Source organism: Streptomyces sp. NPDC093225 (assembly GCF_044753805.1).
Classification (GTDB): domain Bacteria; phylum Actinomycetota; class Actinomycetes; order Streptomycetales; family Streptomycetaceae; genus Streptomyces.
The window spans coordinates 1-23,156 of sequence record NZ_JBIVNX010000083.1 but is presented as its reverse complement, the minus strand read 5'-3'; the positions used below and the strand labels follow the sequence as shown (position 1 = coordinate 23,156).

The following is a 23,156-nucleotide window of genomic DNA, read 5'->3' as shown; positions in this document are numbered from 1 at the left end:
CGACGATGATGGTGGTGATCTGGACCGCCGTGATCGTCCTGGTCGGCTTCGCCCTCCGCGAGTTCCTCGACACCGGACCCACCCCCACCCCCACCGCCTAGGAGTTCGTGCTGCCGGCGACGCCCGGGCACGAAGCGCGAGGGGTTCCGGCCTCCTCCGGAAGCCGGAACCCCTCGTCGTGCCTCTCCCGCTCCCGCAGCCGCGCGGGCAGCGGTGCCGGCCGTCGTCGTCTCAGGTCCGCAGGGCCTCCCGGTCCCTGCTGGGGCCGATGCACAGGGCCCAGATGACGAAGCCGTCGATGGCGATCAGCAGGATCGCCCAGAACGGGTACCAGGGCAGCCAGGCGAAGTTGGCGAGCATGGACAGGCCGACCAGTGCGATGCCCACGACCCGCGCCCACGTGGCCCCGTTGAAGACGGCGAGGCCCGCCAGCACCACCACGATGCCCAGGATGAGGTGCAGCCAGCCCCAGCCGGTCAGGCTCCACTGGAAGGTGAAGTTCCACGTCGAGACGAACACGTCGTCCTTGGCGATGGCGGCGATCCCCTCGAAGGCGGCCATGACACCGCCGAAGATCATCATGGTTCCGGCGAACAGGGTCCAGCCGGACACGGCCGTCCACCCTTGCGCACCGCCACCGGACGTTCTCGCGCTCTGCGTCGCCATTTCGTGCTCCTTCTGACTGGGGCAAAACACGCACTCCCAGCCTGCCACGGTTCACCCCACCCGGCAGATTCACCGGAAAAGCCCACGTCAGAGCCGCTCCGAGAGGCCGTCAGATCCGGCCCGTGCTCGCATCGGACATGCCGCTCCCGAATGCGTTCCGGGTGTGGGTTCGGCTGGGAGGCGATCGCACGTCAGCCTCGCCTCCCGGCCCGACGGCGCGGCCGAGCGGCGCGACGAACGGCGGCCCGTGCCCCTGCGAAAGGGAGCGCCCCGCGCGCGTGAACGGCGGCGGCCCCGCACTCGGGGAGTGCGGGGCCGCCCTTGCACGTGCCGGCACGTGTCGGCGGCGTCCCGGCGATCAGGCGGTCAGGAGTTCAGGAGTTCAGGGGGCGGGGTGGAGCCAGCCGCGGAAGCCGGCCTGGACGCCCGCCTGGAAGCGGGTGTCGGCGTCCAGCTCCTCGAGCATCCGGCTGATGCGCCGCCGGGCGGTGTGCACGTGGACGCCCAACCGCCGGGCGATCGACTCGTCCTTGAGGCCGGAGGCCAGGAGGCCCAACAGCTCGCGCTGGTCGGCGGTCAGCGGGCTGCCCGCGCTGCCGACGGGCGTGGCGCGCGCCCAGAGGGATTCGAAGAGCGGCAGGGCGACGTGGTGCAGCAGGAAGCCGCCCAGGACGTGGGCGGTCTCGGCCGGCCCGTCGTCGCCGGAGGGCAGCAGCAGGCAGCTGCTCCGGTCCACGAGGACCATGCCGGTGGGCAGGCGCACGCCGATCCGGGCCTGCAGGCCGAGCTCGGTGAGGGCGACGAGGGCCTTGGCGCGGGCCGGGAAGTCGGTGCTCCTGCGGTCGGTGACGGTCCGTACGGAGACGCCGCGGGCCAGTAGGTCGCGGATGCGGTCGCAGTCCACCACTCCCGCCTCCCGCCCGGTGCCGGGTGCCTGGGGCCGGCACGTCGACCGGTCGAGGACGAGGACCTCCGCCTCCGCCGCCCGGAGCACGGCGTCCAGGCGGGCAGCGACCGTCGGGCCGCCGGTCAGGGCACCGGTGTGGGCACCGGTGTGGGCGGGGTGTTCGGGGTCGGCCGGCCCGGGCGGCAGTCGGTCGGCGAGGCGGTCGGCGTAGTACTGCAGGGACTTCAGGTCCGCGGACTCCTGGTGGAGGAACGCCTGGCGGCGCTGGATCAGCGTGCGCAGTGCATCGGCCGGGTCGGCGGCCGCGTGGACGACCGGCCCGTCGTCGTCCTGCGTGCGGGCCGGAGTCAGGTCATACCGGTCGGTATCGATCATGCGGGGGATTCTGAACCGCTTCACAGAGTCCTCACAAGTGTGCGTGGCCAGTTCCGAGGGGGCCCCGGGTCTGGCCGGGGAGCGGCCCGCGGCGCTTGCATGGCGGCGACTCACAGCAACACGACAGGCACCCATGGTTGAGGAGACCCCTTGCCCAAGTCCAACACGCCCTCGTCGGCGACCACCCCGGCCACGAGGCGGATATGGCGGAAACCGCTCCGATCGGCCGGCGGTCTCGCGGTCCTGCTGGCCGCCGCGATGGCCCTGCCGGCCTCGCCCGCGTGGGCCGTCGACCCCGACGCCGGACCCTCGAACTTCGTGCCCGGCCGCGACACCGCGACGCCGGTCCTCGTCGAGGGCCTCCGCGAGCCCGTGGACGCGAAGGCCGCCCCGGCCGACGCGGCCCGCCAACACCTCGCCGCGCACAAGAGCCGCTACAAGATCCCCCGGGCGGGCAGCGATCTCACCCCCTGGCGACCACCACCACCGGCCGCACCGGTGAGACCGTCCGGTTGCAGCAGAAGTACCGCGGCGTCGACGTCCTGGGCGGACAGTACGTGGTGCGCATGCAGAAGCGGGACGGCAAGCGCGTGGTCACGGGCACGTCCGGGCACTACTTCACCGCCCTCCGTACCGACGTCACCCCGCAGATCGGCGAGGACCTCGCGGTCCGGCGCGCCGTCGCGGCCACGGCCCGCCGGCTGGACGACGTCCTCGACAGGAGCCGGGCTCCGCGCGCGGAGGACGACGCCGCGACCACCGGCCTGACCGGCGAGGCGAAGGGGCTGGTGGTGCTGCCGAAGGGCGCCGGCGTGCTCGCCTACCGCGTCACGGTGCGCGGCACGGCTGCCGGCTCCGGCGCACCCGTCGTGGAAGAGGTGTACGTCGACGCCCGCTCCGGCTACCCCGCGCTCCAGTACAGCGCGCTGAAGACGATCGCCGCGCCCGCGGCCCGTACGGTCGGCGAGACCGCCGAGGGCCCCACGGCGGACGCCCCGCCGCCGGTGCCCGCGGGCCTGGTCCCCGAGACCGGGTCGGGGACCAGGCTGAGCGGCGCCACGACCTCGCTGGACGTCGCCTACGACCCGTCCACCGCCACCTACCTCCTGGCCGACGCCGGCCGGATGCGCGGCACCACCAAGAACCTGCTCGCCACGTGGGACGCGCGCGGCAAGTCGGTCTCGGAGGCCTCGGGCAGGTGGCCGGCCGGCATCAAGATGTTCTCGTCCCCGACCACCGCGTTCGGCGCCGTCGCGACCGACTCCGGTGCCGTGGACGCGCACTGGAACGCGGGCCAGGTCTACGACTACTTCAAGAACAGCCACGGGCGCGACAGCCTCGACGGCGCCGGCATGACCGTCAACTCGCTGGTCGGCGTGACGTACTACGGCCTGCCGTACGTCAACGCCTTCTGGGACGGCACCAAGATGGTGTACGGCAGCGGGGACGACGAGTTCAAGCCGCTGTCGGCCGACACCGACGTGGTCGGCCACGAGATGACCCACGGGGTCGTGGAGCACTCGGCGAACCTCGTGTACGCCGGCCAGTCCGGTGCGCTCAACGAGGCCATCGCCGACTACTTCGGCAACGCGATCGACGTCACCGCCAGCGGGACGTCGATGGGCGACCCGGCCGCGGGCCTGATCGGCGAGGACCTGTGCCGTACGAAGGCGGCCGCCGACTGCGCCCTGCGCAACCTCAACGACGGGGCCACGACTTCGAAGAGCTTCCTGGGCGTGTCGTTCGCCACCGACAACGGCGGCGTCCACCTGAACTCGACGATCTTCTCGGGCGCGCTGTGGGACATGCGCGAGGACCTCGGCGGCCCACTGGCCGACAAGATCGTGTACAAGGCCCTCACCGAGTACATGACGCCGATCGACGGCTTCACCGAGGCGCGCAACGCGGTGCTCGCCGCGGCCAGGGCCCTCGGCGTGACGGCCGCCCAACAGAACACGGTCAAGCGCTCGTTCAACGCCCACGGCATCGTCCCGGGCTGGGAGCAGGCCCTGGGCGTGGACAGCGACACCCTCTTCGGCGGGCTGAACACCACCGACTCCGGTGTGGGCGCGGGCGGCGGCTGGTGGACGGCCTCTAAGTCCAACGACGACGGGTCCGAGCCCTACTCCGTCTACGCCGGCCGCCTGGACGGCAGCGGCGGCACCAAGGTGATCAGCCCCAACGACGGCCGGTACCACACCGGCCCGGCGACCGACGGCAAGACCGTGGTCTGGACCGCCTACGGTCCCACCTCGGTCGACATCCTCTCGCGCCCCGTCGCGGGCGGTCCGATCAAGACCCTCTACAGCTCGGTGACGGGCGTCTCCGGCCTGCGGGTGGAGAAGAACACGGTCGTGTTCGAGGAGTACGACTTCTTCGGCGGCCGCCACGTCGGCTACCAGCGGCCCACCGACAAGGCCCCGGTCTTCACCGACGGCCGGAAGTGGAACGTCCTCACGGCGCTGCCCTCCATCAGCGGCAACAAGATCGCCTACGCCAAGCTCTACCCGCAGGGCGGCACCTACCGGCTCGGTGTGGAGGTCGTCGACCTGGTCACCGGCAAGGCGGTGATGGCGGAGAACCTCGAGGAGCCGCAGGGCCTCGGCCAGACCGGCATCAACGGCGAGAAGGTCTTCTGGCTGAGCGACGCCGACGACAACGACTCGGGGCAGCTGACGATCATGAGCGCGGCCCTGGACGGGACCCACGCGGCCGCCGTCAGCAGCGAGCACAAGCCGGGGGCGCTCATCGCCACCGACCTGACGGTCTCGCAGGAGGCGCTGACGGTAGTCGGCCTGACGCCCGACACGCGGTACCGCAACGAGTCGCTGCCCAAGCTCTGGCAGCTGACCACCGACGGCTCCCGCCGCGAGCGGGTCTCCTGCAACCGGGGCGAGCAGAGCTACCCGGCGGCGGGCGCGGGCCGTCAGGTCGTCTGGCTCGACGCGACCACGGGCTCGACGGACCTCGTCGTCCGTGACCGGCCGGCCGGGACCTGCTGACCTGACCGGTGACCCACGGGGGCGGGGCCGGCCCACGGGCCGGGCCCGCCCCCTCGCCCGACGCGACACCGGAAGAATCCTTTTCTCTCGTCACGGGGCATTCGGGTGATCTTCGTCGGGTCAGGTCGTATTCGCTGCCTATGATCCACCGTTGTGACAGAGAGTCGGTACGACCGGGTCGCTCAGGACTCGGCTGATGTGGTGATCCTCGGTGCCGGGCCCGCGGGCCTGGTGCTGGGCAACCTCTTACTCCGCGCCGGGATCGACTGCGTCGTCCTGGAACGCGCCGGACGCGAGCACGTCCGGACCAGGGCACGGGCCGGCTTCCTCGCCCCGAACACCGTGCGCATCCTGGAGCGCAACGGTCTGGACGAGGGACTGCGCCGGCGCGGACAGCGGCACGGGGTCTGCGAGTTCCGCACCGAGGACGGCCGCTTCCGCCTCGACTACACGAGCCTCGGACCGTGCGAGCCGCACACCGTCTACCCCCAACAGGACCTGGTCACCGACCTCCTGGCGAGCTACCTCGACGCCGGCGGGCGGATCGACTTCGAGACCGAGGCCCTCGCCGTCCGCGACGCGGACGGCCCGACCCCCGCGGTGATGGTACGCGAGGGCGACGGGCGCCCCGGAAGATGGCGGGCCCGGTACGTGGCCGCCTGCGACGGCCGCCACGGGGCCGGGCGGCGCTCGCTCCCGCCGGGCGCGGTCCGTTGCCACCACCGCGACCACGGCGTCTCCTGGCTCGGCCTGCTCGCCGAGGCGCCACCGAGCCTGGACGCCGTCGGCTACGCCGTCCACCCGCGCGGATTCGCCGGCCACATGGCGCGCTCCCGTGAGATCACCCGCTACTACCTGCAGTGCGAACCCGGCGCCCGCACCGACGCGTGGAGCGAGGACGCGATCTGGGACGAACTCGCCGTGCGCATGCGAGCGGCCCGCTACGGCCCGCTGCTGCGGGGTCGGATCGTCCGACGCTCCGTCGTCCACCTCGAGTCCGACGTGCTGGAACCGCTGCGCCACGGACACCTGTTCCTGGTCGGTGATGCCGCCGCCCTGATCAGTCCGTCCGCCGCCAAGGGCGCCAACCTGGCGGTGCTGGAGGCCGAGGTCCTCGCCCACGCCCTCACCGACGCCCTCGCGCACGGGCGTCCGGAAGCCCTGGAGCACTACTCGCGGCGGTGCCTGGCCCACATCTGGCGCGCGCAGGAGTTCTCGCACTGGATGGTCCGCCTGCTCCACGGCACCCCGGACTCCGAGGATTCCGCCCCCTTCCAGGAAGGCCTGCGGCGCGCCCGCATCGCCGCACTGCGCACCTCGCGCGCCCAACAGGACTGGTTCGCCGAGAACTACGTCGGCGTCTGAGCGGTCGCGCCCACCTCCCGGCGCCGCCCGCCGCCTCCCCCGCGTACTCCCGCCGCCCTGGCACCCTTCCCACTCGCCCTCCCGCACGTGCCGTGCCGTTCCCCGATCCCTTCCCGCGGCTTCCCGCGCACCTCCCGGAACCCGTTTCCGCCCCCGCTCTTCCGCTGCTCACCGTCATCGACCCCTGCACCCCGGCCCGACCACGCCCGGGCCCGCCCGAGGGCTGCCCCTGCCCGCCACCGGTCCCGGCAGCTCCCCTTCCTTCGACCACGGACAGTGAATGCACACCATGCGCCCCTCCGCCATGCCCGCGACCGCACCGCCGGCACCGACCGACGGTGCCACCGACGTCGCTGACGTCGTCGACGAGGACGTGGCACGACTGCACGCGACGGCCCGGTTCGTCCGGGCGCAGGACACCGCCGTCCTGCTCTCGCGCGTCCTGCCCGGCCTCGACGGCCCCGAACTGCGGGCACTGACCGACCGGTGCCGCTTCGCGCACGCCGCCGTGCTCGTCTTCCCGCCCGACGAGGACACCCTCCGCACGGAGCTCGCCGCCTGCGGCCTGAGCACCGACGCCGAGGCGCGCCCCAGCGTCGTGGTCCGCCGGCGCCTGGCCGACCGCCACCGCCGCGACACCGTAGATCTTGACGTAAGGATTCTCCGGCCCCAGGTACGCGGCCCCGCCGGAGAGGACCGGGCGGTCGAGGTGTTCGCGCTGACCGTGCCACCGGGTTCCGAGCTGTCCCGGATCGCCGCCGAGGAGCGCGCCTTCGAACACGAGGCACACCTCGCCTTCGACGTCGTACGACCCGATCCGCTGGTCCTGCGCGGGCTGCTGGCCGGCTTCGCGCGCCACGGCGCGGCGCCCGACGGCGGCGGCTACAACCCGCACGAGGACGGGACCGTGTTCTACTTCACCGCCCCCGCCGCCACGAAGACGGGGTACCGGCGCGTGGAGCTCTACGCCGCCGGCGACCATCGTGACGTGCTCGCCGAGCACCTGGCCCACCACCCCGCCCCGGACGGCGCACGGCGTCCGGACCGAGCCCGCGCGGACCGAACCCTTCCCGACCGAGCCCGTCCCGACCAAGCGCGGTCGGACGGGACCCAGCCGGCGGAAACGCTCCTGCGCCTCATGACCGGCGCCTGGACCACGCAGGCCCTGGCCACCTGCGCGCGCCTGCGGCTGCCCGAGTCCATGGACCGCCACACCGGCGTCACCGTCGAGGAGCTGGCCCGTACCGTCGGGGCCCACCCGCAGAGCCTGGCGACACTGCTGCGCTACCTCGACATGCTGGGCGTCGTCAGCGAGGGCCCGGACGGATTCCGCCTCACCGGCGCCGGCGCGCTCCTGGACGCGGGAGCCCCCGCCTCGATGCGGCCCCTGGCACTGATGTACGGGGGACCCTTCTACCAGTCGTTCGTCCACCTGGCCCACACCGTGCGCACCGGACAGCCGGGTTTCGAGTACCTCTACGGCGAGAACCACTTCGACTACTTCGCCCGCCACCCCGAACTCGCCGCCCTCTTCGACCGGTCCATGGCCTCGAGCGCCGCCATCTTCGACCCCCTGCCCGCCCACCCGGTCCTCACGGCCGCCGCCACCGCCCCCGGCCCCGCGCGCACCGTCGTCGACGTCGCCGGCGGCACCGGGGAACTCCTGGCCCGCGTCCTGACCGCCCACCCCACCCTGCGCGGCGTCCTCCTCGAGCGTGCCGAGGTGCTCGAGGCGGCCCGCACCCGGCTGGCCGCCACGGGCGCCGACGGCCGCTGTGCCTTCCGGGCGGGGGACTTCGCGGACGTACCCCCCGGTGGTGACGTCTACGTCCTCTCCCGCGTCCTGCACGACTGGGACGACGACCGGTGCCGCAGCATCCTCCGGCACTGCGCCGACGCCATGCCCGCGCACGCCGACCTCCTGATCGTCGAACGCCTCCTGCCCCGCGACGGCAGCCCCTCGCTGGCCACCGCCTGGGACCTGCACATGATGTGCAACACCGGTGGCCGCGAGCGCACCGCGGACCACTACGCCCGGCTGCTGGAGGACTGCGGACTCCGATCGGTCGGCCACACCCCGCTGCCGCTGGGCGCCCACGCCCTGCACGCCCGCAGGTCCTGACCGCCGCCCCTGGCGGGGCCCGGCCCCGCGGCTCCGGCGTTCGACGACCGCCGTGTCCGCACCGCGGGCGGCACGCGATCGGTCACGGTGCTTCCCGCCGGGTCCGCACCGCTGGCGGCCCGCCCTCGGTCACGGTGCCCGCCGCAGGTGCAGCACGTAGTCGGCGGTGAGCGCGACGGTGCGGTCGGCGTCGCGCGCGAGGTCGGTGAGGGCGCGGGCGGCGGTGGGGCCGGGGATGTCGGCCAGGGCCTGAGCCAGCCGCAGCCGGGCCGACGGCGCGGCGGAGCCGTGCCCGAGGCGGTCGACCAGTCCGGTGACGATGCGTTCCGCGAGGGCGGGATCGCCCGCCAACACGCCCAGCGCGTCGGCTGCTTCGACGTCGCCGGTCGGCTCGGTGACCATGTCGGTCAGGGTGGGGACGGCGTCGGCCAGCCCCCGCGCCGCCAGCGCCACCGCCGCGCGCCGGCGGCAGACCGGGTCGGTGTCGGCGAGGACGTCCCGCAGCAGCGCCGTCGTGCCCTCGCCGGGGAGTTCGGCGAGGGCCTGCACGGCGCGTCGACGCACCTCGGCGGCCGGCGACGTCAGTGCCTGCGCCAGCAGGGGCAGTGCCGCGCCGTCGGCGGAGCGGGCCAGGGCCCAGCGGACCGCTCCGGCGACGTGGGGATCCCGTTCGCCGAGCGCGGCTTCCACCAGGGCCTCCACCGGCACCCCGCCCCCGGCCCCGTCGGCGGCCGACAGGGCCGCACGCTGCCGTTGCGCCGGGTCGTCCGAGGTCAGGGCGTGCAGGAGCGCGACGCTGCGCAGGACGTCCTCCCAGCCGGCCGGGTCCGCGGCGCCGATCCGCTCGAGCCGGGTCAGCAGCTCCGTCTCGGCCGCGATGCGCTCACGGGTCCGGCCCACCAGGGTCTCGATCAGCTCCGAGGGCTCGAAGCCGGGATCGTCCAGCGCCCGCGCGACGTCCCGCAGCGACAGCCCCAGCGACCTGAGGCTCTCGATGTGGAAGATGCGCCGGATGTCCTCGCCCGAGTACTCCCGGTAGCCCGCCCCGGTGCGCTCCGTCGGCCGGAGCAGCCCGAGCGACTCGTAGTGGCGCAGCATCCGGGCGCTGACCCCGGACCGCTGCGCCACCTCACCGATCAGCACGTCCCGCTCACTCCGCCCGCCACCCCACGCGCCACGCCTCGCGGCACCCCCATGGTCACCTGCTCGCCACCCCTCTCGTCACTCCTCCGTGCATGCCCCCGTCACTCCTCCCGCGCCGTCGGGCCCAGGGCCGCGATCCGCTTGGCCTCCTCGACGGCGAAACCGAACCCGGCATCAGGGTCGCGCACCAGTTGCTGCGTGGCGATCGCGTGCTGGCGCACCCCGGCGGCCGGATCCGACCGCGCGGCGCGCAGGACCGGCCCGGCGACGGCCTCACCGAGGGCCGCCAACGCTCGGCTCAGGCTCAACTGCGTCTGCTGCCCGCCGCGTCCGAGTTGGGTGGCCAGTACCTCGGCCAGCGCGGCCGCGTCGTCCTCGGGCACCAGGACGACCGCCGCCCGCCAGGCGCTGCGCGCGACTTCGTCGTCGGCGTCCGTCAGCAGGGCGCGCGTGATCGCCGGCCACGCCCGCCGGTCCGCGATCTTCGACAACGTGTGCAGGGCCTGACTGCGTGCCTGTGCGCGCCGCGAGCCGAGCGCGTCGACCAGCCCGGGGACCGTCACCGATGCCGCGTGCCGGGTCAGCGCCCACGTCAGCATCTCCCGCACCTGGAAGTCGGGCTCGACCGCGCACCGTTCGATCAGTACCCCGACCCAACGGGAATCCGTGGTCGAGCCCAGGGCCAGGGCCGCCCGCAGCCGTACCGACGCAACCGCGCTCTCCAGCCCTCGGAGTGCGCGCACTGCGTCGTCTTCCTCTGCCCGAATGATCACCGGGGACCACCTCCTGCGCAGCAGTGAAGACCTTGTCACGGTGTCAAGGTCAAGCCGCACGGTCCCCGCCGACGCCCCGCCGACGGCCGCGGCCGCCGGCACGGCCGCGGGCACGGGCACCTGCCTCCCGGCCGCGGGCCCGGAGGCAGGTGCCCGCCCGCTTCGCGTGCCGCGGCCGCTACCCCGTGGCCATCACCGGGCCGGCGGTGACCTGCGGAGGGTTGGGCAGCAGGGCGGCGAGGTGGTCCCGTACGAAGTCCGCCGCCCTCTTGACCGACTCCTCGGCTCCGGCACGGTCCTCGAACACACTGGTCGAGAGCATCACGCCGTCGCCGGCGTCGACCCAGTAGTAGGCCACGAATCCCGGGACCTGGCGCAGGAGGGGGACGAACCCCTCCGCCACCCGGCGTCCCGCTTCGGCGGGATCGGTCACCCCTTCGTACCGGCGCACGACTGCGTACACGACTGATCTCCTTCGCGGTCCCGAGGTCGTCTTGCGCGAGAGGACATACCCGCCCCCGTGCACGTGCCGCTCGCGCGGGAGGGGAAGCCACCCGGAGGGGTGCACCGGGTGCTCCGGACCGGACCCTGCGGGTGGCCGGGAACATCTCGGGGTGGTTGACCGTTCATGCAGGTGTGGGTACGGGAAGGGACTGTGTCCCCGGGCCCGACCGTAGCCTGCGGGGAAGATCGTTCGGCTGAAGCCCCGCAGCGCCCGTTCGCCGTGAGGCGACCACCCTTCCCGGTGCCCACACCGTTGGACCGCCCCGACAGGCTTCCCCCCCCTGCCGGTCGGGGCCAGGCCCCGACCAGGCCCACCCCCCCCGGGCCGGTCGGGGCCCTTTACGTCCACGGGCCCCGTCGCACGCCTCCCGGCTGATGCGCAGGCCGTCGCCGAGCACGCTCGCACCGGGCCGTACGCATGCGGCCCCCGGAGGGGCCGGTTGCCTCTCCGGGGGCCGTGGCGCCGGGCGTGAGCCGCCCTGGCGTGTCCCCGAGCGGGGGAGCGGGTGGGGTCACTTGCCGAGCTTGGCCTTGAGTTCTGCCTTGGCCTGCTTCTTGATGTCCTTCTTGGAGACGGTGCCGCCGGTGCCGGTGGCGTCGCCGCTGACGGAGGTGGCGTCGCCGGTGTTCACGGCGTCGGCGCTGGCGTCACCGCCCGTGGCGTTGCCCGTGATGATCGTGCACTTGTTCTTGCAGGTGTTGCCGCCGGTGTTGGCGCTCCCGCCGGTGGCGGTGCCGCCGACGGTGGTGTTCTCGGCGTTCGAGTCGCCGCTGGTTCCGATGCCGTCCGCGCTGTCGGCGTGGGCCAGCGAGACCACGCCCTGCGGTGCGGCGGCGGGGGCGGCCATCGCGGTGGCGGGGAGGGCGATGCCGCCTCCCACCAGGGCCACGGAGGCGCCGGCCAGGACGATACGACGGGAAAGGATGCGCTCGAACATCGGAATTCTCCACTCGGGATATCGGGAAGGAAAGGTGAAAACCGCCCCCTTTTCTTGGCCTGAGGGAGATTTTCCGTCCCCGGATTTCCGGTTGTTTTCTCCGGTGGGGGCGTACTTCAAATAAACCCCACCCGTCCGCCACCGTCACGCCACTGCAATACGGGACTTGACAAACCGAACCGAACCTGACGGAAGCGACCCGTACCGGACCGGCCCGCTTCAGGCGGCCTCGCGTCCCGCGTCCGCCTCCGCGACCGCGTGGGCGGCCCGTCGCAACTCGACGGCGCCGGCCCGTCGGCTCCCTGGGGGCGAGGTCCAGTAGGGGTGGGAGTACAGGCGACCGGACAGGGCGATCAGCCGGCGCCGCAGCGCGGTCGCCCCGGCCGGGGCCTCGGCGAGGGCGGCGTACGTGCGCGACCACGCCACCTGCAGCGCGATCAGGTCCTCGGGGAAGCGGAACGGAGCTCTCACCTTCCAATGGAAACACATGTTCGATTTTGTGTGCGAGCGTCCACCACCACCAGCTCCTCGATGCCGGTGGCGTCGAGGAGCCACCCGTCGAGTGGGCTGCGCGCCCTGCTTGCTCGGGCGGTGCTGCCGGAAGCGACGGGGTCCCGTGCTGGTCGTGACCTTGCGTCGTCGCCGGTGCCTCAACGGTCTAAGCGGCGCCTGTCTTGTCGTCGGTCCGGAAGGTGATGACGTCGACCTCGTCGGTTCCCGCCAGATCCGGGTAGTGGCCCTCGAGGCTTTCCCGGAGTTCGGTTGCGGTCGTCAGTCCCTCGGCTCGGGCGTCCTGGTTGGTGAGGTCGCTGACCAGGCAGCGCCTGATGTCGGTCACGTCTGCCGGCAGGACGACTTCGGGGTCGCTCTCGAACACCAGCCGTGCCGGCCCGAGCTGGGCCGGGTCCCGGAAGCGGGTGGTCTTGGTCTTGGCGCCGGAGCGGACGGCTTCGAGGTAGCGGGGGTTGAACCGGATGATCGGGGGACCGGCCGTCTCGGGGTCTTGGTAGAGCGACGGGTCGAGACCGTCCATGCCTTCCGGGGTCCATCGCTGAGTCAGCGGCATCAGGTCGGCGGCGAGCACGGACCTGGGCCCCGCGGGCGTGGGCACGATGACACGCATGGTGGGGTAGTAGTCCACGAAGACCTGCCGGTCACGACCACACGGGCCGACGACCCCCCGCCCGTGGTTTCCCACGGCAACGATGCAGCGCATCTGGCGGGCGCCCTGGGCTCGTGCGGCTCCCAGGGCCACGAGTTCGGCGCAAGGGCCGCCGGTGAAGTGGTAGAGGTTCACGCCGGCGAACATCCGATAGTCGGCGGCCATGACCGCAGCACCCATCGTGTGGATCCCGTCTTCGTCGGGCCCGGCGTCGGTGTGCGCGTCTATGGTGCGGCGTGCCAGCTCCACGAGCTCACGCTCGTCATCATCGAGAGCTCGCGCAGATGACGGTACGTACACGTTTTCAGCCTTCTCCTCAGTCAGCGGTCACCAAGATCATTCCACGCCATGCAGGTGGGCTCCACGGGATTTCGGCTGCCTTGGGCGCGGGCGGTCCCGGCGCCGGCTGCGGGTGCGCCTCGCGGGCGGCCGGTACGTCGCCCATGCTGGGAGGTGGGGCGACGTCGGCCCGGAGCCCGTCCCCGGGGGAGGGGCGAACGGGCTGCCCGAGAGGAGGAAGCCATGCGTGTGCCAAGGAGGCTGGGCCTCGTCCTGAGCGTGGCGGCCCTGGCCGGCGTGAGCGCAGTCGGTACCGTCACCGCCCAGGCCGCCACGCCGCCGCCCATCACCAGGGAGGCCTGCACGGTCGCGGGCGGACAGATCTCGACGAGCCCCGGCGGGGGCGCGGTCTGCGCGTTGCCCGACGGGAGCAGGCAGCCGATCGCCTGACGGCTCCGCGTCCTGGAGGTGGGCGCGTATCGCGGGCAGGAGCGGGGGGGGGGGGGGGGGGGGGGGGGGGGGCCCCCCCCCCCCCCCCCCCCCCCCCCCCCCCCCGCTCCTCCGTTGCGGACCTTCTGCCGGGTGCCCCCCGGGAGGGGGCGCCGGGCGGCTGGGCGGTCCTACTTGCCGAGCTTGGCCTTGAGTTCCGCCTTGACCTGCTTCTTGATGTCGGCCTTCGACACCGTGCCGCCGGTGCCGGTGGCGTCGCCGCTGACGGAGGTGGCGTCGCCGGTGTTGACCGCGTCCGCGCTGGCGTCGCCGCCCGTGGCGTTGCCGGTGGTGATGGTGCACTTGCCCTTGCAGGTGTTGCCGCCGGTGTTGGCGCTCCCGCCGGTGGCGGTGCCGCCGACGGTGGTGTTCTCGGCGTTGGAGTCGCCGCTGGTTCCGATGCCGTCCGCGCTGTCGGCGTGGGCCAGCGAGACCACGCCCTGCGGTGCGGCGGCGGGGGCGGCCATCGCGGTGGCGGGGAGGGCGATGCCGCCTCCCACCAGGGCCACGGAGGCGCCGGCCAGGACGATACGACGGGAAAGGATGCGCTCGAACATCGGAATTCTCCACTCGGGAAATCGGGAAGGGAAAGGTGAAAACCGCCCTCTTCCTTTGATCTGAGGGAGATTTTCCGCCCCGGATTTCCGGTTGTTTTCTCCGGTGGGGGCGTACTTCAAATAAACCCCACCCGTGCGGCATCGTCACGCCACTGCAATACGGGACTTGACAAACCCGACGTGCTGACGTCGATGCCGCCCCCGCCGGCAGCAGCCGGAGAGGGGCTGGTCCGGGCGGGTGGAGGCCATGGACCGGCTCGTCGATGCCGTCGGCGAACGGGCGACGGGGCCGATGGCTCCGGCAGACGCTCGAATCGATTGTTGCGGCACGTGATTCGAGCATGTGCCGAGCTGATTGCGTACGATTCGAGCGCATGGTTAGCTGGATGCGTACTGGAGGTGAGCGCCATGGACGACGTCGATCGGGCGATCCTGCGTGAGCTGCAGGTGGACGGACGGATCCCGTACGCCGAGCTCGGCCCGAAGGTCGGCCTGTCGCCGTCGGCTGCCCGCCAGCGCCTGCAGCGGCTGATCGACGCCAAAGCCGTGCAGGTCGTCGGAGTCACCGACCCGATGGCCATGGGCGGCCAGACCATGGCCCTCCTCGGCCTGCGCGTGGACGGCGACCCGCGAGCGGTGGCGGACGAGCTGTCCCGCCACGACGAGATCGTCTACGCCGTCCTCACCTCCGGCACCTTCGACCTGTTCGCCGAGGCCGTCTGCCGCCGTCCGCACGACCTGCTGGACTTCGTCAACGACGTCGTACGTCCCATCGAGGGCGTCGCGGCGGTGGAGAGCTTCCCCTACTTCGGGATCCACACGCACCGGTTCCTGTGGGACGTCCACTGACCGGACGTCGACCGACGGGGACGTCGACCGCGTCCGCGTGGCCCCGCGGGGACCGGCCCCCGCCGTCCTCCCGCCGCGGCGCTTCCCCTCCTTCCCGCCTTCGAGCAGCCGAGGTTCCGGCATGACGTACGACCAGCCCACGACCGTGGACTTCTTCTCCCGCCAGGCCCTGCCCGCCCCCCGCGTGACGCCCGACCGGGCCCGGCGGATCGCCGCCGAGCACTTCGGCCTCGTGGTCCGCGCCGAGTCCTTGGGCAGCCAGCAGGACGCCAACTTCCTGCTGACCCGCGACGACGGGGCGCCCGCGGCCGTACTCAAGATCGCCAACCCGGCGTTCACCACGACGGAGATCGCCGCCCAGGACGCCGCCGCCGACCTGATCGCCGACGCGCACCCCACCCTCCGCCTGGCCACCGTCCTGCGCGCGGCCGACGGCAGCCGGCAGGCGGCCACCGTGCCCACCGACGACGGCCGGGTCACCGCACGCCTGTTGCGTCACCTGCCGGGCGGCACGCTCTCGGGCCCCCGCCACCTGCCGCCCTCCACGGTCGCCGCCATGGGCCGCATCGCCGGCCGGGTCAGCGCCACCCTGAGCGGGTTCGGGCACCCGGGCCTGGAGCGCGTCCTGCAATGGGACCCCCGCCACGCCGACCGCGTGGTCGCCGCGCTCCTGGGCCACGTGCCCGAGGCCGAGCGCCGGGCCGCCGTCGCCACCGCGGCCGCCGAGGCCTGGGCGGCCCTCACGGAGGTCGCCGACCGGCTGCCGCGCCAGGCCGTCCACCTCGACCTCACCGACGACAACCTCGTCCGCTCGCCCGACGGTCCCGTGCCGCTGCCCGACGGCATCATCGACTTCGGCGACCTGACGGACACCTGGGCGGTGTGCGAGCTGGCGATACCGCTGTCCTCGATGCTCCACCACGACGGCATGGAGCCGCACCACGTCCTGCCCGCGGTCCGCGCCTTCCACGAGGTCCGCCCGCTGTCCGCCGACGAGGCACGGGCGCTGTGGCCGCTGGTCGTGCTCCGCGCCGCCACCCTGGTCGTCAGCGGACGCCACCAGGCCGCCGTCGACGGCGACAACGCCTACGTCAACGCCGCCCTCGACCGCGAGTGGCGCGTGTTCGAGCAGGCCACGGCCGTACCGGTGGCGGTCATGACCGGCTTGATCGCCGAGACGCTCGGCACGGCCCGGCCGCCGGCCGCCGTCCCCGCGCCCGTCCGGCCCCTGGTGTCCGGACCGGAGCCCGCCGCCGTCACCGTGCTCGACCTGTCCGTGGAATCCGACGCCATGGACCACGGTGCCTGGCTGGCGGATGCGGCCGACGAACGCTGCGCGGCCGCCCTGCTCTCCGAGGGGGCCGGCGCGGTCGCCACCGAGTACGGGCGCGTGCGGCTCCCCGCGGCCCCGGCCCTGGCCGCCACCTCGCCCGCCACCGTGGCCACCGGCACCGACCTGTGGCTCGACGGCCCCGCCGTCCTCCTGGCACCCCGTGACGGGGAGGTCCTGGCCGCCGGGCCCGGGCATGCCGCCCTCACGTACGGCCCCCACACCCTGCACCTGTCGTTCCCCGACACGATCGAGCCCGACCTCCCCACCACCGGACCCTCCGGCGCCCCTGCCACCACACCGGCCCCCACCACACCGGTCCGCGCCGGCGACCGCATCGCCGCGCTCCCCGCCGGCACCCGCCTCCACATCGGCCTCCGGCGCCCCGACGCCCCGGCCGTCCCGCCGCTCGTCCGGCCCGAGTACGCCCCCGGCTGGCTCGCGCTCACCGCCGACCCCGCCCCGCTCCTGGGCCTGCCCGTCACACCCGCCCCCACCGCCACGACCGCCCGGCAGCCCGACTTGCTCGCGCGCCGCGAGGCCTCGTTCGCGGGTGTCCAGGGGCACTACTACGACCGCCCGCCCCGCATGGAACGCGGCTGGCGGCACCACATGGTCTGCGCCGACGGCCGCTCGTACCTGGACATGGTCAACAACGTCACCCCGCTCGGCCACGCCCACCCCCGCGTCGAGCGGGCGGTCGCACGCCAGTTGCGCCGGCTCAACACCAACTCCCGCTTCCACTACGCCTCCGTCGTCGAGTTCACCGAACGCCTCGCCGCGCTGCTGCCCGACCCCCTCGACACGGTCTTCCTCGTCAACTCCGGCTCCGAGGCCGTCGACCTGGCGATCCGCCTCGCCATCGGCGCCACCGGACGCCACGACGTCGTCGCCCTGCGCGAGGCCTACCACGGGTGGACGTACGCCTCCGACGCCGTGTCCACCTCCCTCCAGGACAACCCCAACGCCCTGGCCACCCGACCCGCCTGGGTCCACACCGTCGACTCGCCGAACTCCTACCGCGGCCGCCACCGCGGCGCCCAGGCCTCCCGTTACGCCCCGGAGGCCGTCCGGGCCATCGACGAGCTGGCCGCCGCCGGCCGCCCGGCGGGCGCCTTCCTCAGCGAGTCCTACTACGGCAACGCCGGCGGCGTCGCCCTCCCCGACGGCTACCTCCAGCAGGTCTACGCCGCCGTCCGCCGGCACGGCGGACTCGCCGTCGCGGACGAGATCCAGGTCGGTTACGGCCGGCTGGGCACCTGGTTCTGGGGCTTCGAGCAGCAGCGGGCGGTCCCCGACATCGTGTGCGTGGCCAAGGCCATGGGCAACGGCCACCCCCTCGGCGCCGTGATCACCAGCCGCGCGATCGCCGACCGCTACCGCGACCAGGGCTACTTCTTCTCCTCCACCGGCGGCAGCCCCGTCTCCAGCATCGCCGGCCTGACCGTGCTGGACGCCCTGCGCGACGAGGACCTCCAGGGCAATGCCGTACGCACCGGCGGCCGCCTCAAGGCCGGCCTCCAGGCCCTCGCCGACCACCACCCCCTCATCGGCGCGGTGCACGGCTCGGGCCTCTACCTCGGCCTCGAACTCGTCCGCGACCGCGCCACCTTGGAACCCGCCACCGAGGAGACCGCCGAGCTCTGCGACCGCATGCTCGACCTCGGAGTCATCGTCCAGCCCACCGGCGACCACCTCAACATCCTGAAGATCAAGCCCCCGCTCTGCATCGACGCCGCCGCGGTCGACTTCTTCACGACCACCCTCGACCGCGCCCTGACCGAGCTCGGCCACCGCGCCCCCCGCTCCGGTACGTCCCGCGAGCGGAACTCCTGAGGCCGGCCGAGCGTTCACCGGGTACGGCTGCGGAACACGCACTCCTGGGCGGGGCCCCGGGGGCGCCCCGGCACCCGGGCCCGCAGCCTCCTCCGACCGCCTTGGCTGCCTTCCCCCCCCGGCAGTCCAAGGCGCGCCCCGGCCGGCCCTCCCCCCGGCCGGTCGGGGCCCTCACCCATCCCCGCGGGATCCGCGGGCCGGCCGGACCGGCGGGCGTCAGGGGCGGGGGTGGGCGTCCAGGAAGCGGTGGAGGGACTCCGTCAGGGCGGTCACGAAGGCCTCGCGCGTCCGGTGGGGCACCAGCTCCAGCGACAGGTACGGGTTGAGGTCCTCGAGTTCGACGAGCAGCAGCCCGCCGCCCGCGGTGCGGCAGGCGTCCACCCGCTGGATGCCGTGGTCGAGGGTGTTCCAGGCGATGAAGCGCCGGGCGAAGGCCAGGTCGGCCTCGGTGGGCTCGTAGGGCTCCAGGACCCAGCGCTTCTCGGGATCCGGTGCGTACAGGGCGTACTGGAAGGCGTCGTCGACGTAGTAGAAGGACACCTCGTAGCGGAAGTCGATGCGCGGCTGGACGAGGACGTCACCGAAGGCGAGGTCGCCCAGCCGTTCGCGCGACACGAAGGACAGTCCGATGGAGTCGGCGCCCGCCTTCGGCTTGACCGCGTACTGGCCGGCCTCGGGCAGCCGGTGCAGGTCCGCGGGCCGGTCGACGGTGGGGATGACCGGGTACCCGGCGGCGGTCAGGTCCAGCAGGTACTGCTTGCCCGCCATGTCGCCGCGGCCGCACAACGGGTTGTAGACCGGCGTGCCGCCGGCCAGGGCCTGCGCGCGGAAGGCGTCGTACGCCTCCTGGTAGTGCAGCACGGGGCCGCTGTTGCGGACCACGACGGCGTCGAAGGCGTCCATCAGCGCCGCGGCGTCCAGGGGGTGGCAGGAGGCGAGGTCGAAGTCGGTGCGCAGCCTGGACGTCAGGAAGACGTCCTCGTCGCAGTACCGCCGGCCCCTCGCCTGATAGGCGAGGTCGGTGACGAACAGGACACGCGGGCGGCCGGACATCGATCATCTCCTTCGACGGTGCGTCCAACCTACCCAGCCCACCGGACCCCTCGGCCACCCGGTCCGGGGAGGCCGGCGCGCCAGCGCCGCAGGGTGGTGCCGTCCGGGTCCGTGGTGAGCCAGGTGCCGTCGCCCAGGCCGGTGACGCACCCGTCGGTCGGGCGCGGGTAGTCGATCCGGTCGAGCGGGCGGAGGGTACGGGCGTCCAGCAGCCAGTGCTCCGTGGGGCCGTCGTCGTGGCGGAGGTCCTCGACCCCGACGACGACCGTGTCGGTCGCCGATCTCGCGGACGGTGAGCGCGGTGCCGTCCCAGCGGCCGAGGTACGCGGGCGTGCCCTGGTCGTGGCCGAGGCCCAGGATCATGCGTACGCCGTCGGGGTGGGGCAGGTGGTGCGAGGCGGACGACCCGAAGCTCGCCCCAGTGGCCCTGCCCGCCGTCCCGCGGAGGGACCCCGCCCTTTCCCGCCGCCCTCGCCGCGATCCCAAACCGCTGGTCAGCCGGTCCTGACCGTCTCGGGACGTCCCTGGGACCCGTGGCCCCCCGGGACGGTGCCCGAGCTGCGCTACGTTCCAGCCCGGCTCATCGGCGGACGGACGACGTCACCGGCCGGTCGGGCCTCCAGGGGACGGGCGACGGGCCGCCCCCTGCCCACCACACCTCTACGGGAGACTCCTCGTGCGCAAGCGCCTCGCAGCACTCGTCACCGCCGCCGCGGCCGTGGCCGGTCTGGCCTTCGCGGCCTCTCCGGCGCAGGCCGCCGACCGGCACGGCATCCAGATAGACAACCCGGACGGGTACTGCCTGGACGTCCCGAACAGCAACTTCACCCCCGGAACCCCGCTCCAGGCGTGGACGTGCAACCGCACCGACGCCCAGAAGTGGAACCTCATCCACGTGGGCAGCCACTACATCAAGATCCAGTCCACCGCGCACCCGGACCTGTGCATCAACAACCAGTACGGCCGCGACCACACCGGCGACCGGATCCTCATCTACTACTGCAGCAACTCGGACTCGTTCTTCAACACCGTCGGCGTCGACTGGAACGACTACTGGCAGTTCCAGCCGTCCGCGTCCTCCGTGAACTGCCTGAACTACGCGGGCGGCTCCCACCAGGGCGCCTGGCTCATCCAGTACCCGTGCTCGGACCGCGACCGCAACTCGCTCTTCGACCTGTGGGACGTCGCCGCCCTGGAGTAGCACTCCGCCGGGCCGGGCCGGGGGCGCGAAGGGCCCCGCCCGCCCCGCGCCGTCCCGCCCCGGCAGATGCCGTCGGGGGGACGACCGAGGCGGCCGCCCGGAACGGCAACTCACCGCCCGGAAGTGGCGGGCCACCGCGACCGGCATGGGAACCGCCACCACCCTGCGCCGCCACTTCCAGCGCACCATCGGCGTCCCTCCGGACACCTACCGCCGCACCTTCCGCGCCCGCACCACCCCTGAGGGGCCCGCCTTCGCGTAGCCCCGGCCCGCCGCTGCCGCCGCTGCCGCCGTCCTGGACCGGTCCTGAGCAGCCGTCATGCCGAGACGCTCCGCGCGGAGGACACCCGACGCGTGCGGGCCCGCGCGCATGCGTTTGACAGGCGCAGGGGCAGGGCGCCTACTGAGAGTGAGTCCTCGGCCCGTGCGCGGGGGCGGCGCCATCGTCGCCGCCGCCCGTGCCCGACGGCGGTTTCCGCCGACGGGCCGTCGCCGCCCGGCCCACGGGCGGCACCCTCACTCTTGCCCCGATGGTGGGGCGACCCCGTCGTGGCATACACCCTGAAGGGTGCGCAAGATGATGCGTGACGTGCGCGTGCGCGGCTGGATCGAGGCGATCGCCGCCGCGATATGCGGAATCCTTCTCATCGTGACCCTGATCTGGCGCGACTGGATCGATGAGGTCTTCGGGGTCGACCCCGACCAGCACAGCGGCGCGCTCGAATGGATCATCGTCGGCCTCGCCGTGTGCGGAACCCTCACGTTCTCGCTGCTCGCGCGGAGCGAGTGGCGCCGGGCCAGGGCACTGCACCCAGGCACCCAGTGAGTCCACCAGGAGCAGGAGGCTGCCCGATGTCGGAGGAGAAGCGGCCCGAGGGGCCCCCGTACGCGGCGGAGGAAGCGAACGTGGGCCGGACCCGCAAGCCGAAGTCCCTGGCCAAGCCCGGAAAGCGGGCCAGGGCACTGGCCGAGGCGGCCCAGTACACACCGACCCCCGAGGAGTTCGACGCCCGGGAGGACGCGATGGGCCGGCGCAGGAAGCCCATGGGCCCCCGGCAGGACCAGGTGCCCGAATCCATTCCGAAGGAGCTCGACGAGCCCGAGGAGCACTGACGGAGGTAGAGCCATGGCTCAGGTCCGCCTCATCCGGAACATCGGCCTCGACGACGACGCCACCGGCGTCCAGACGAGCACCATCCACGAGCCGACCGTCGCGACGTCCCACGAGGACGTCTTCATCACCGGCAACTGGTTCGCCGGCCGCAGCACCGACGACGGAGCGGCGTGGACCCTGATCAACCCGTACGACGCGCTGCCCCCGGCAGCGGGCGGCTTCTGCTGCGACCAGATCGTCCTCTACGAACCGGGTCGGGACATCTGGGTCTGGATCCTGCAGTACGCCGCCGCGGGCGGGAGCAACGTCTTCCGCGTCGCCTACGCCCCCGGAGCCGACCCCACCGCATGGGCGTGGCACGACTTCGGTCCGCGGGACCTGGACCCCACCTGGACCGACCTGTGGTTCGACTACCCCGACGCGGCGTTCAGTTCGAACCACCTGTACGTCACCTTCAACGGCTTCAACGCAGCCGGCTCCTGGCAGCGCGCCTTCGCCTTCAAGGTGCCCCTCGACACCCTGCAGGCCGGCACGGCGCTGACCTACCAGTGGTGGTCGACGACGAAGAACGGATCCCTGCGCCTGACCCAGGGCGCGGCCGGGAGCATGTTCTTCGCCAGCCACAACGGCGGCCGGACCCTGCGGGTGTACGGCTGGCCCGACGGCTCCAACACGGTGGGCTCGTTCGACGTACAGGTAAGCCAGTGGACCCGCGATCCGTACAGTGCCCCCGGCCCCGGGGGCGTGGAATGGCTGACCCGGACCGACTCGCGCATCACCGGCAGCTGGGTGAGCGGCACCCGCGCGGGCTTCCTGTGGACGGCGGGTCCCCGGTCCGGACGACCCCTGCCCTACGTCAAGGGCGCGGTGGTCGACTGGACCACCCAGGCCCTGGTCGAGGAGCCCGACATCTGGAGCCAGGAGTCCGCCTACGCCCAGCCCGCGGCCTGCCCGAACGCCCAGGGGATCGTCGGGGTCTCGCTCTTCCTCGGCGGTGGCCCGCGGCACCCCACGCACGTCGTCGGCTTCCGCGACGGGGGTGAGTGGCGGCTGGCCGTCACCGGCACGAGCACGCACGGGCCACTGGCCGGCAAGTGGGGCGACTACCTCAGCTGCCGCCGCCACCACCCCGAGTCCTCGGAGTGGGTGGCCTCCGGCTACACGCTCCAGGGCGGCTCCGACCGCCGCAACGTCGAACCCCGGTACGTGCACTTCGGCATCGGTCCCTGACCCCGTGAACCAGGCGTCTCCGCCCGCCACAGGGGTCGCCCACCCGGTGAGCGGGGTCTTCAACGTGATCTCCAAAGGAATCCTGGCCCTTTAGGGCTCGGGAGGAATGTGGTCCTCGGCTCGGAGGCGCGGAGCGCCGGAGTGCTCTGCGTCTCTGTCGTAACGCTCAGTCGGGTCGCTTCTGGTTCTCGATGTACTCCTTGATGATCTCCAGCGGTGCGCCGCCGCAGGACGCGGCGAAGTAACTGGGGGACCAGAAGT

21 protein-coding genes and 1 pseudogene are annotated in these 23,156 nt (G+C 73.2%); 11 read left to right on the top strand and 11 right to left on the bottom strand.

The genetic code is table 11. The annotated features are described in order from the left end of the window. Positions 1 to 231: 231 nt before the first annotated feature. Both ACIQCH_RS36975 and ACIQCH_RS36970 read right to left on the bottom strand, forming a co-directional pair. Complete coding sequence (locus ACIQCH_RS36975) at positions 232 to 666, bottom strand: hypothetical protein (RefSeq protein ID WP_402588497.1); 435 nt, start codon at positions 664 to 666, stop codon at positions 232 to 234. A gap of 382 nt (positions 667 to 1,048) precedes the next feature. Further along, positions 1,049 to 1,948, bottom strand: a complete 900-nt coding sequence (locus ACIQCH_RS36970) for a hypothetical protein (RefSeq protein ID WP_402588496.1) — start codon at positions 1,946 to 1,948, stop codon at positions 1,049 to 1,051. Positions 1,949 to 2,460: 512 nt separating this feature from the next. Between ACIQCH_RS36970 and ACIQCH_RS36965 the strand changes: the two genes are divergently transcribed. The 3 genes from ACIQCH_RS36965 (at position 2,461) to ACIQCH_RS36955 (ending at position 8,437) form a co-directional block, all read left to right on the top strand. Next, positions 2,461 to 4,950: a M4 family metallopeptidase gene (locus tag ACIQCH_RS36965; protein WP_402588494.1), complete on the top strand. Its 2,490-nt coding sequence runs from the start codon at positions 2,461 to 2,463 to the stop codon at positions 4,948 to 4,950. Between the two features lie 153 nt (positions 4,951 to 5,103). Then, the gene (locus ACIQCH_RS36960) at positions 5,104 to 6,315 is read left to right on the top strand and encodes a 4-hydroxybenzoate 3-monooxygenase (protein WP_402588492.1); all 1,212 of its coding nucleotides are present in this window, start codon (positions 5,104 to 5,106) and stop codon (positions 6,313 to 6,315) included. Between the two features lie 304 nt (positions 6,316 to 6,619). Continuing rightward, entirely contained in the window at positions 6,620 to 8,437 is a 1,818-nt protein-coding gene (locus ACIQCH_RS36955; RefSeq protein ID WP_402588490.1) for a methyltransferase, read from the top strand. A gap of 129 nt (positions 8,438 to 8,566) precedes the next feature. Here ACIQCH_RS36955 and ACIQCH_RS36950 read toward each other — a convergent pair whose 3' ends face one another. The 6 genes from ACIQCH_RS36950 to ACIQCH_RS36925 all read right to left on the bottom strand — a co-directional run bounded on the left by ACIQCH_RS36950 (position 8,567) and on the right by ACIQCH_RS36925 (position 13,257). Then, positions 8,567 to 9,580, bottom strand: coding sequence for a HEAT repeat domain-containing protein (locus tag ACIQCH_RS36950; RefSeq protein ID WP_402588488.1), 1,014 nt, complete (start codon positions 9,578 to 9,580; stop codon positions 8,567 to 8,569). Positions 9,581 to 9,681: 101 nt separating this feature from the next. Next, positions 9,682 to 10,323, bottom strand: a complete 642-nt coding sequence (locus tag ACIQCH_RS36945) for a HEAT repeat domain-containing protein (RefSeq protein WP_402588486.1) — start codon at positions 10,321 to 10,323, stop codon at positions 9,682 to 9,684. A gap of 208 nt (positions 10,324 to 10,531) precedes the next feature. Then, positions 10,532 to 10,816, bottom strand: a complete 285-nt coding sequence (locus ACIQCH_RS36940; protein ID WP_402588484.1) for an antibiotic biosynthesis monooxygenase — start codon at positions 10,814 to 10,816, stop codon at positions 10,532 to 10,534. A 553-nt stretch (positions 10,817 to 11,369) separates the two neighbouring features. Next, positions 11,370 to 11,795, bottom strand: a complete 426-nt coding sequence (locus tag ACIQCH_RS36935) for a hypothetical protein (RefSeq protein ID WP_402588482.1) — start codon at positions 11,793 to 11,795, stop codon at positions 11,370 to 11,372. A gap of 219 nt (positions 11,796 to 12,014) precedes the next feature. Then, positions 12,015 to 12,266, bottom strand: coding sequence for a hypothetical protein (locus tag ACIQCH_RS36930; RefSeq protein WP_402588480.1), 252 nt, complete (start codon positions 12,264 to 12,266; stop codon positions 12,015 to 12,017). Between the two features lie 187 nt (positions 12,267 to 12,453). Beyond that, positions 12,454 to 13,257 carry an ASCH domain-containing protein gene (locus ACIQCH_RS36925; RefSeq protein ID WP_402588478.1) on the bottom strand — a complete coding sequence of 268 codons (804 nt, stop codon included), beginning with the start codon at positions 13,255 to 13,257 and terminating at the stop codon, positions 12,454 to 12,456. A 222-nt stretch (positions 13,258 to 13,479) separates the two neighbouring features. Between ACIQCH_RS36925 and ACIQCH_RS36920 the strand changes: the two genes are divergently transcribed. Next, a complete protein-coding gene (locus ACIQCH_RS36920) occupies positions 13,480 to 13,686 on the top strand; it encodes a hypothetical protein (protein WP_402588476.1) in 207 nt (68 codons plus the stop codon). Positions 13,687 to 13,856: 170 nt separating this feature from the next. Here the strand turns inward: ACIQCH_RS36920 and ACIQCH_RS36915 are convergent, their stop codons facing one another. Beyond that, positions 13,857 to 14,282, bottom strand: a complete 426-nt coding sequence (locus tag ACIQCH_RS36915) for a hypothetical protein (protein ID WP_402588474.1) — start codon at positions 14,280 to 14,282, stop codon at positions 13,857 to 13,859. 408 nt (positions 14,283 to 14,690) lie between these two features. Between ACIQCH_RS36915 and ACIQCH_RS36910 the strand changes: the two genes are divergently transcribed. Together ACIQCH_RS36910 and ACIQCH_RS36905 are read left to right on the top strand one after the other, a co-directional pair. After that, positions 14,691 to 15,131, top strand: a complete 441-nt coding sequence (locus ACIQCH_RS36910) for an Lrp/AsnC family transcriptional regulator (protein ID WP_402588473.1) — start codon at positions 14,691 to 14,693, stop codon at positions 15,129 to 15,131. A 121-nt stretch (positions 15,132 to 15,252) separates the two neighbouring features. Next, complete coding sequence (locus tag ACIQCH_RS36905; protein ID WP_402588471.1) at positions 15,253 to 18,297, top strand: aminotransferase; 3,045 nt, start codon at positions 15,253 to 15,255, stop codon at positions 18,295 to 18,297. Between the two features lie 216 nt (positions 18,298 to 18,513). On the opposite strand, the gene ACIQCH_RS36900 is transcribed toward ACIQCH_RS36905, so the two are convergent. Then, positions 18,514 to 19,350 carry a hypothetical protein gene (locus ACIQCH_RS36900; RefSeq protein ID WP_402588469.1) on the bottom strand — a complete coding sequence of 279 codons (837 nt, stop codon included), beginning with the start codon at positions 19,348 to 19,350 and terminating at the stop codon, positions 18,514 to 18,516. A 676-nt stretch (positions 19,351 to 20,026) separates the two neighbouring features. On the opposite strand from ACIQCH_RS36900, the gene ACIQCH_RS36895 reads away from it, so the two are divergent. The 5 genes and pseudogenes from ACIQCH_RS36895 to ACIQCH_RS36875 all read left to right on the top strand — a co-directional run bounded on the left by ACIQCH_RS36895 (position 20,027) and on the right by ACIQCH_RS36875 (position 22,895). Further along, positions 20,027 to 20,551: an RICIN domain-containing protein gene (locus ACIQCH_RS36895; RefSeq protein WP_402588467.1), complete on the top strand. Its 525-nt coding sequence runs from the start codon at positions 20,027 to 20,029 to the stop codon at positions 20,549 to 20,551. A 130-nt stretch (positions 20,552 to 20,681) separates the two neighbouring features. Further along, positions 20,682 to 20,813, top strand: a pseudogene (locus ACIQCH_RS36890) (AraC family transcriptional regulator); the annotation flags it as partial. A 315-nt stretch (positions 20,814 to 21,128) separates the two neighbouring features. After that, a complete protein-coding gene (locus ACIQCH_RS36885) occupies positions 21,129 to 21,377 on the top strand; it encodes an ABC transporter permease (RefSeq protein ID WP_402588501.1) in 249 nt (82 codons plus the stop codon). 26 nt (positions 21,378 to 21,403) lie between these two features. Further along, positions 21,404 to 21,664: a hypothetical protein gene (locus ACIQCH_RS36880; RefSeq protein ID WP_402588465.1), complete on the top strand. Its 261-nt coding sequence runs from the start codon at positions 21,404 to 21,406 to the stop codon at positions 21,662 to 21,664. A 13-nt stretch (positions 21,665 to 21,677) separates the two neighbouring features. Further along, the gene (locus ACIQCH_RS36875; protein WP_402588463.1) at positions 21,678 to 22,895 is read left to right on the top strand and encodes a hypothetical protein; all 1,218 of its coding nucleotides are present in this window, start codon (positions 21,678 to 21,680) and stop codon (positions 22,893 to 22,895) included. 166 nt (positions 22,896 to 23,061) lie between these two features. Here the strand turns inward: ACIQCH_RS36875 and ACIQCH_RS36870 are convergent. Continuing rightward, positions 23,062 to 23,156 (bottom strand): transposase (locus ACIQCH_RS36870; protein ID WP_402588499.1); only part of this gene is annotated, 95 nt, incomplete at its 5' end.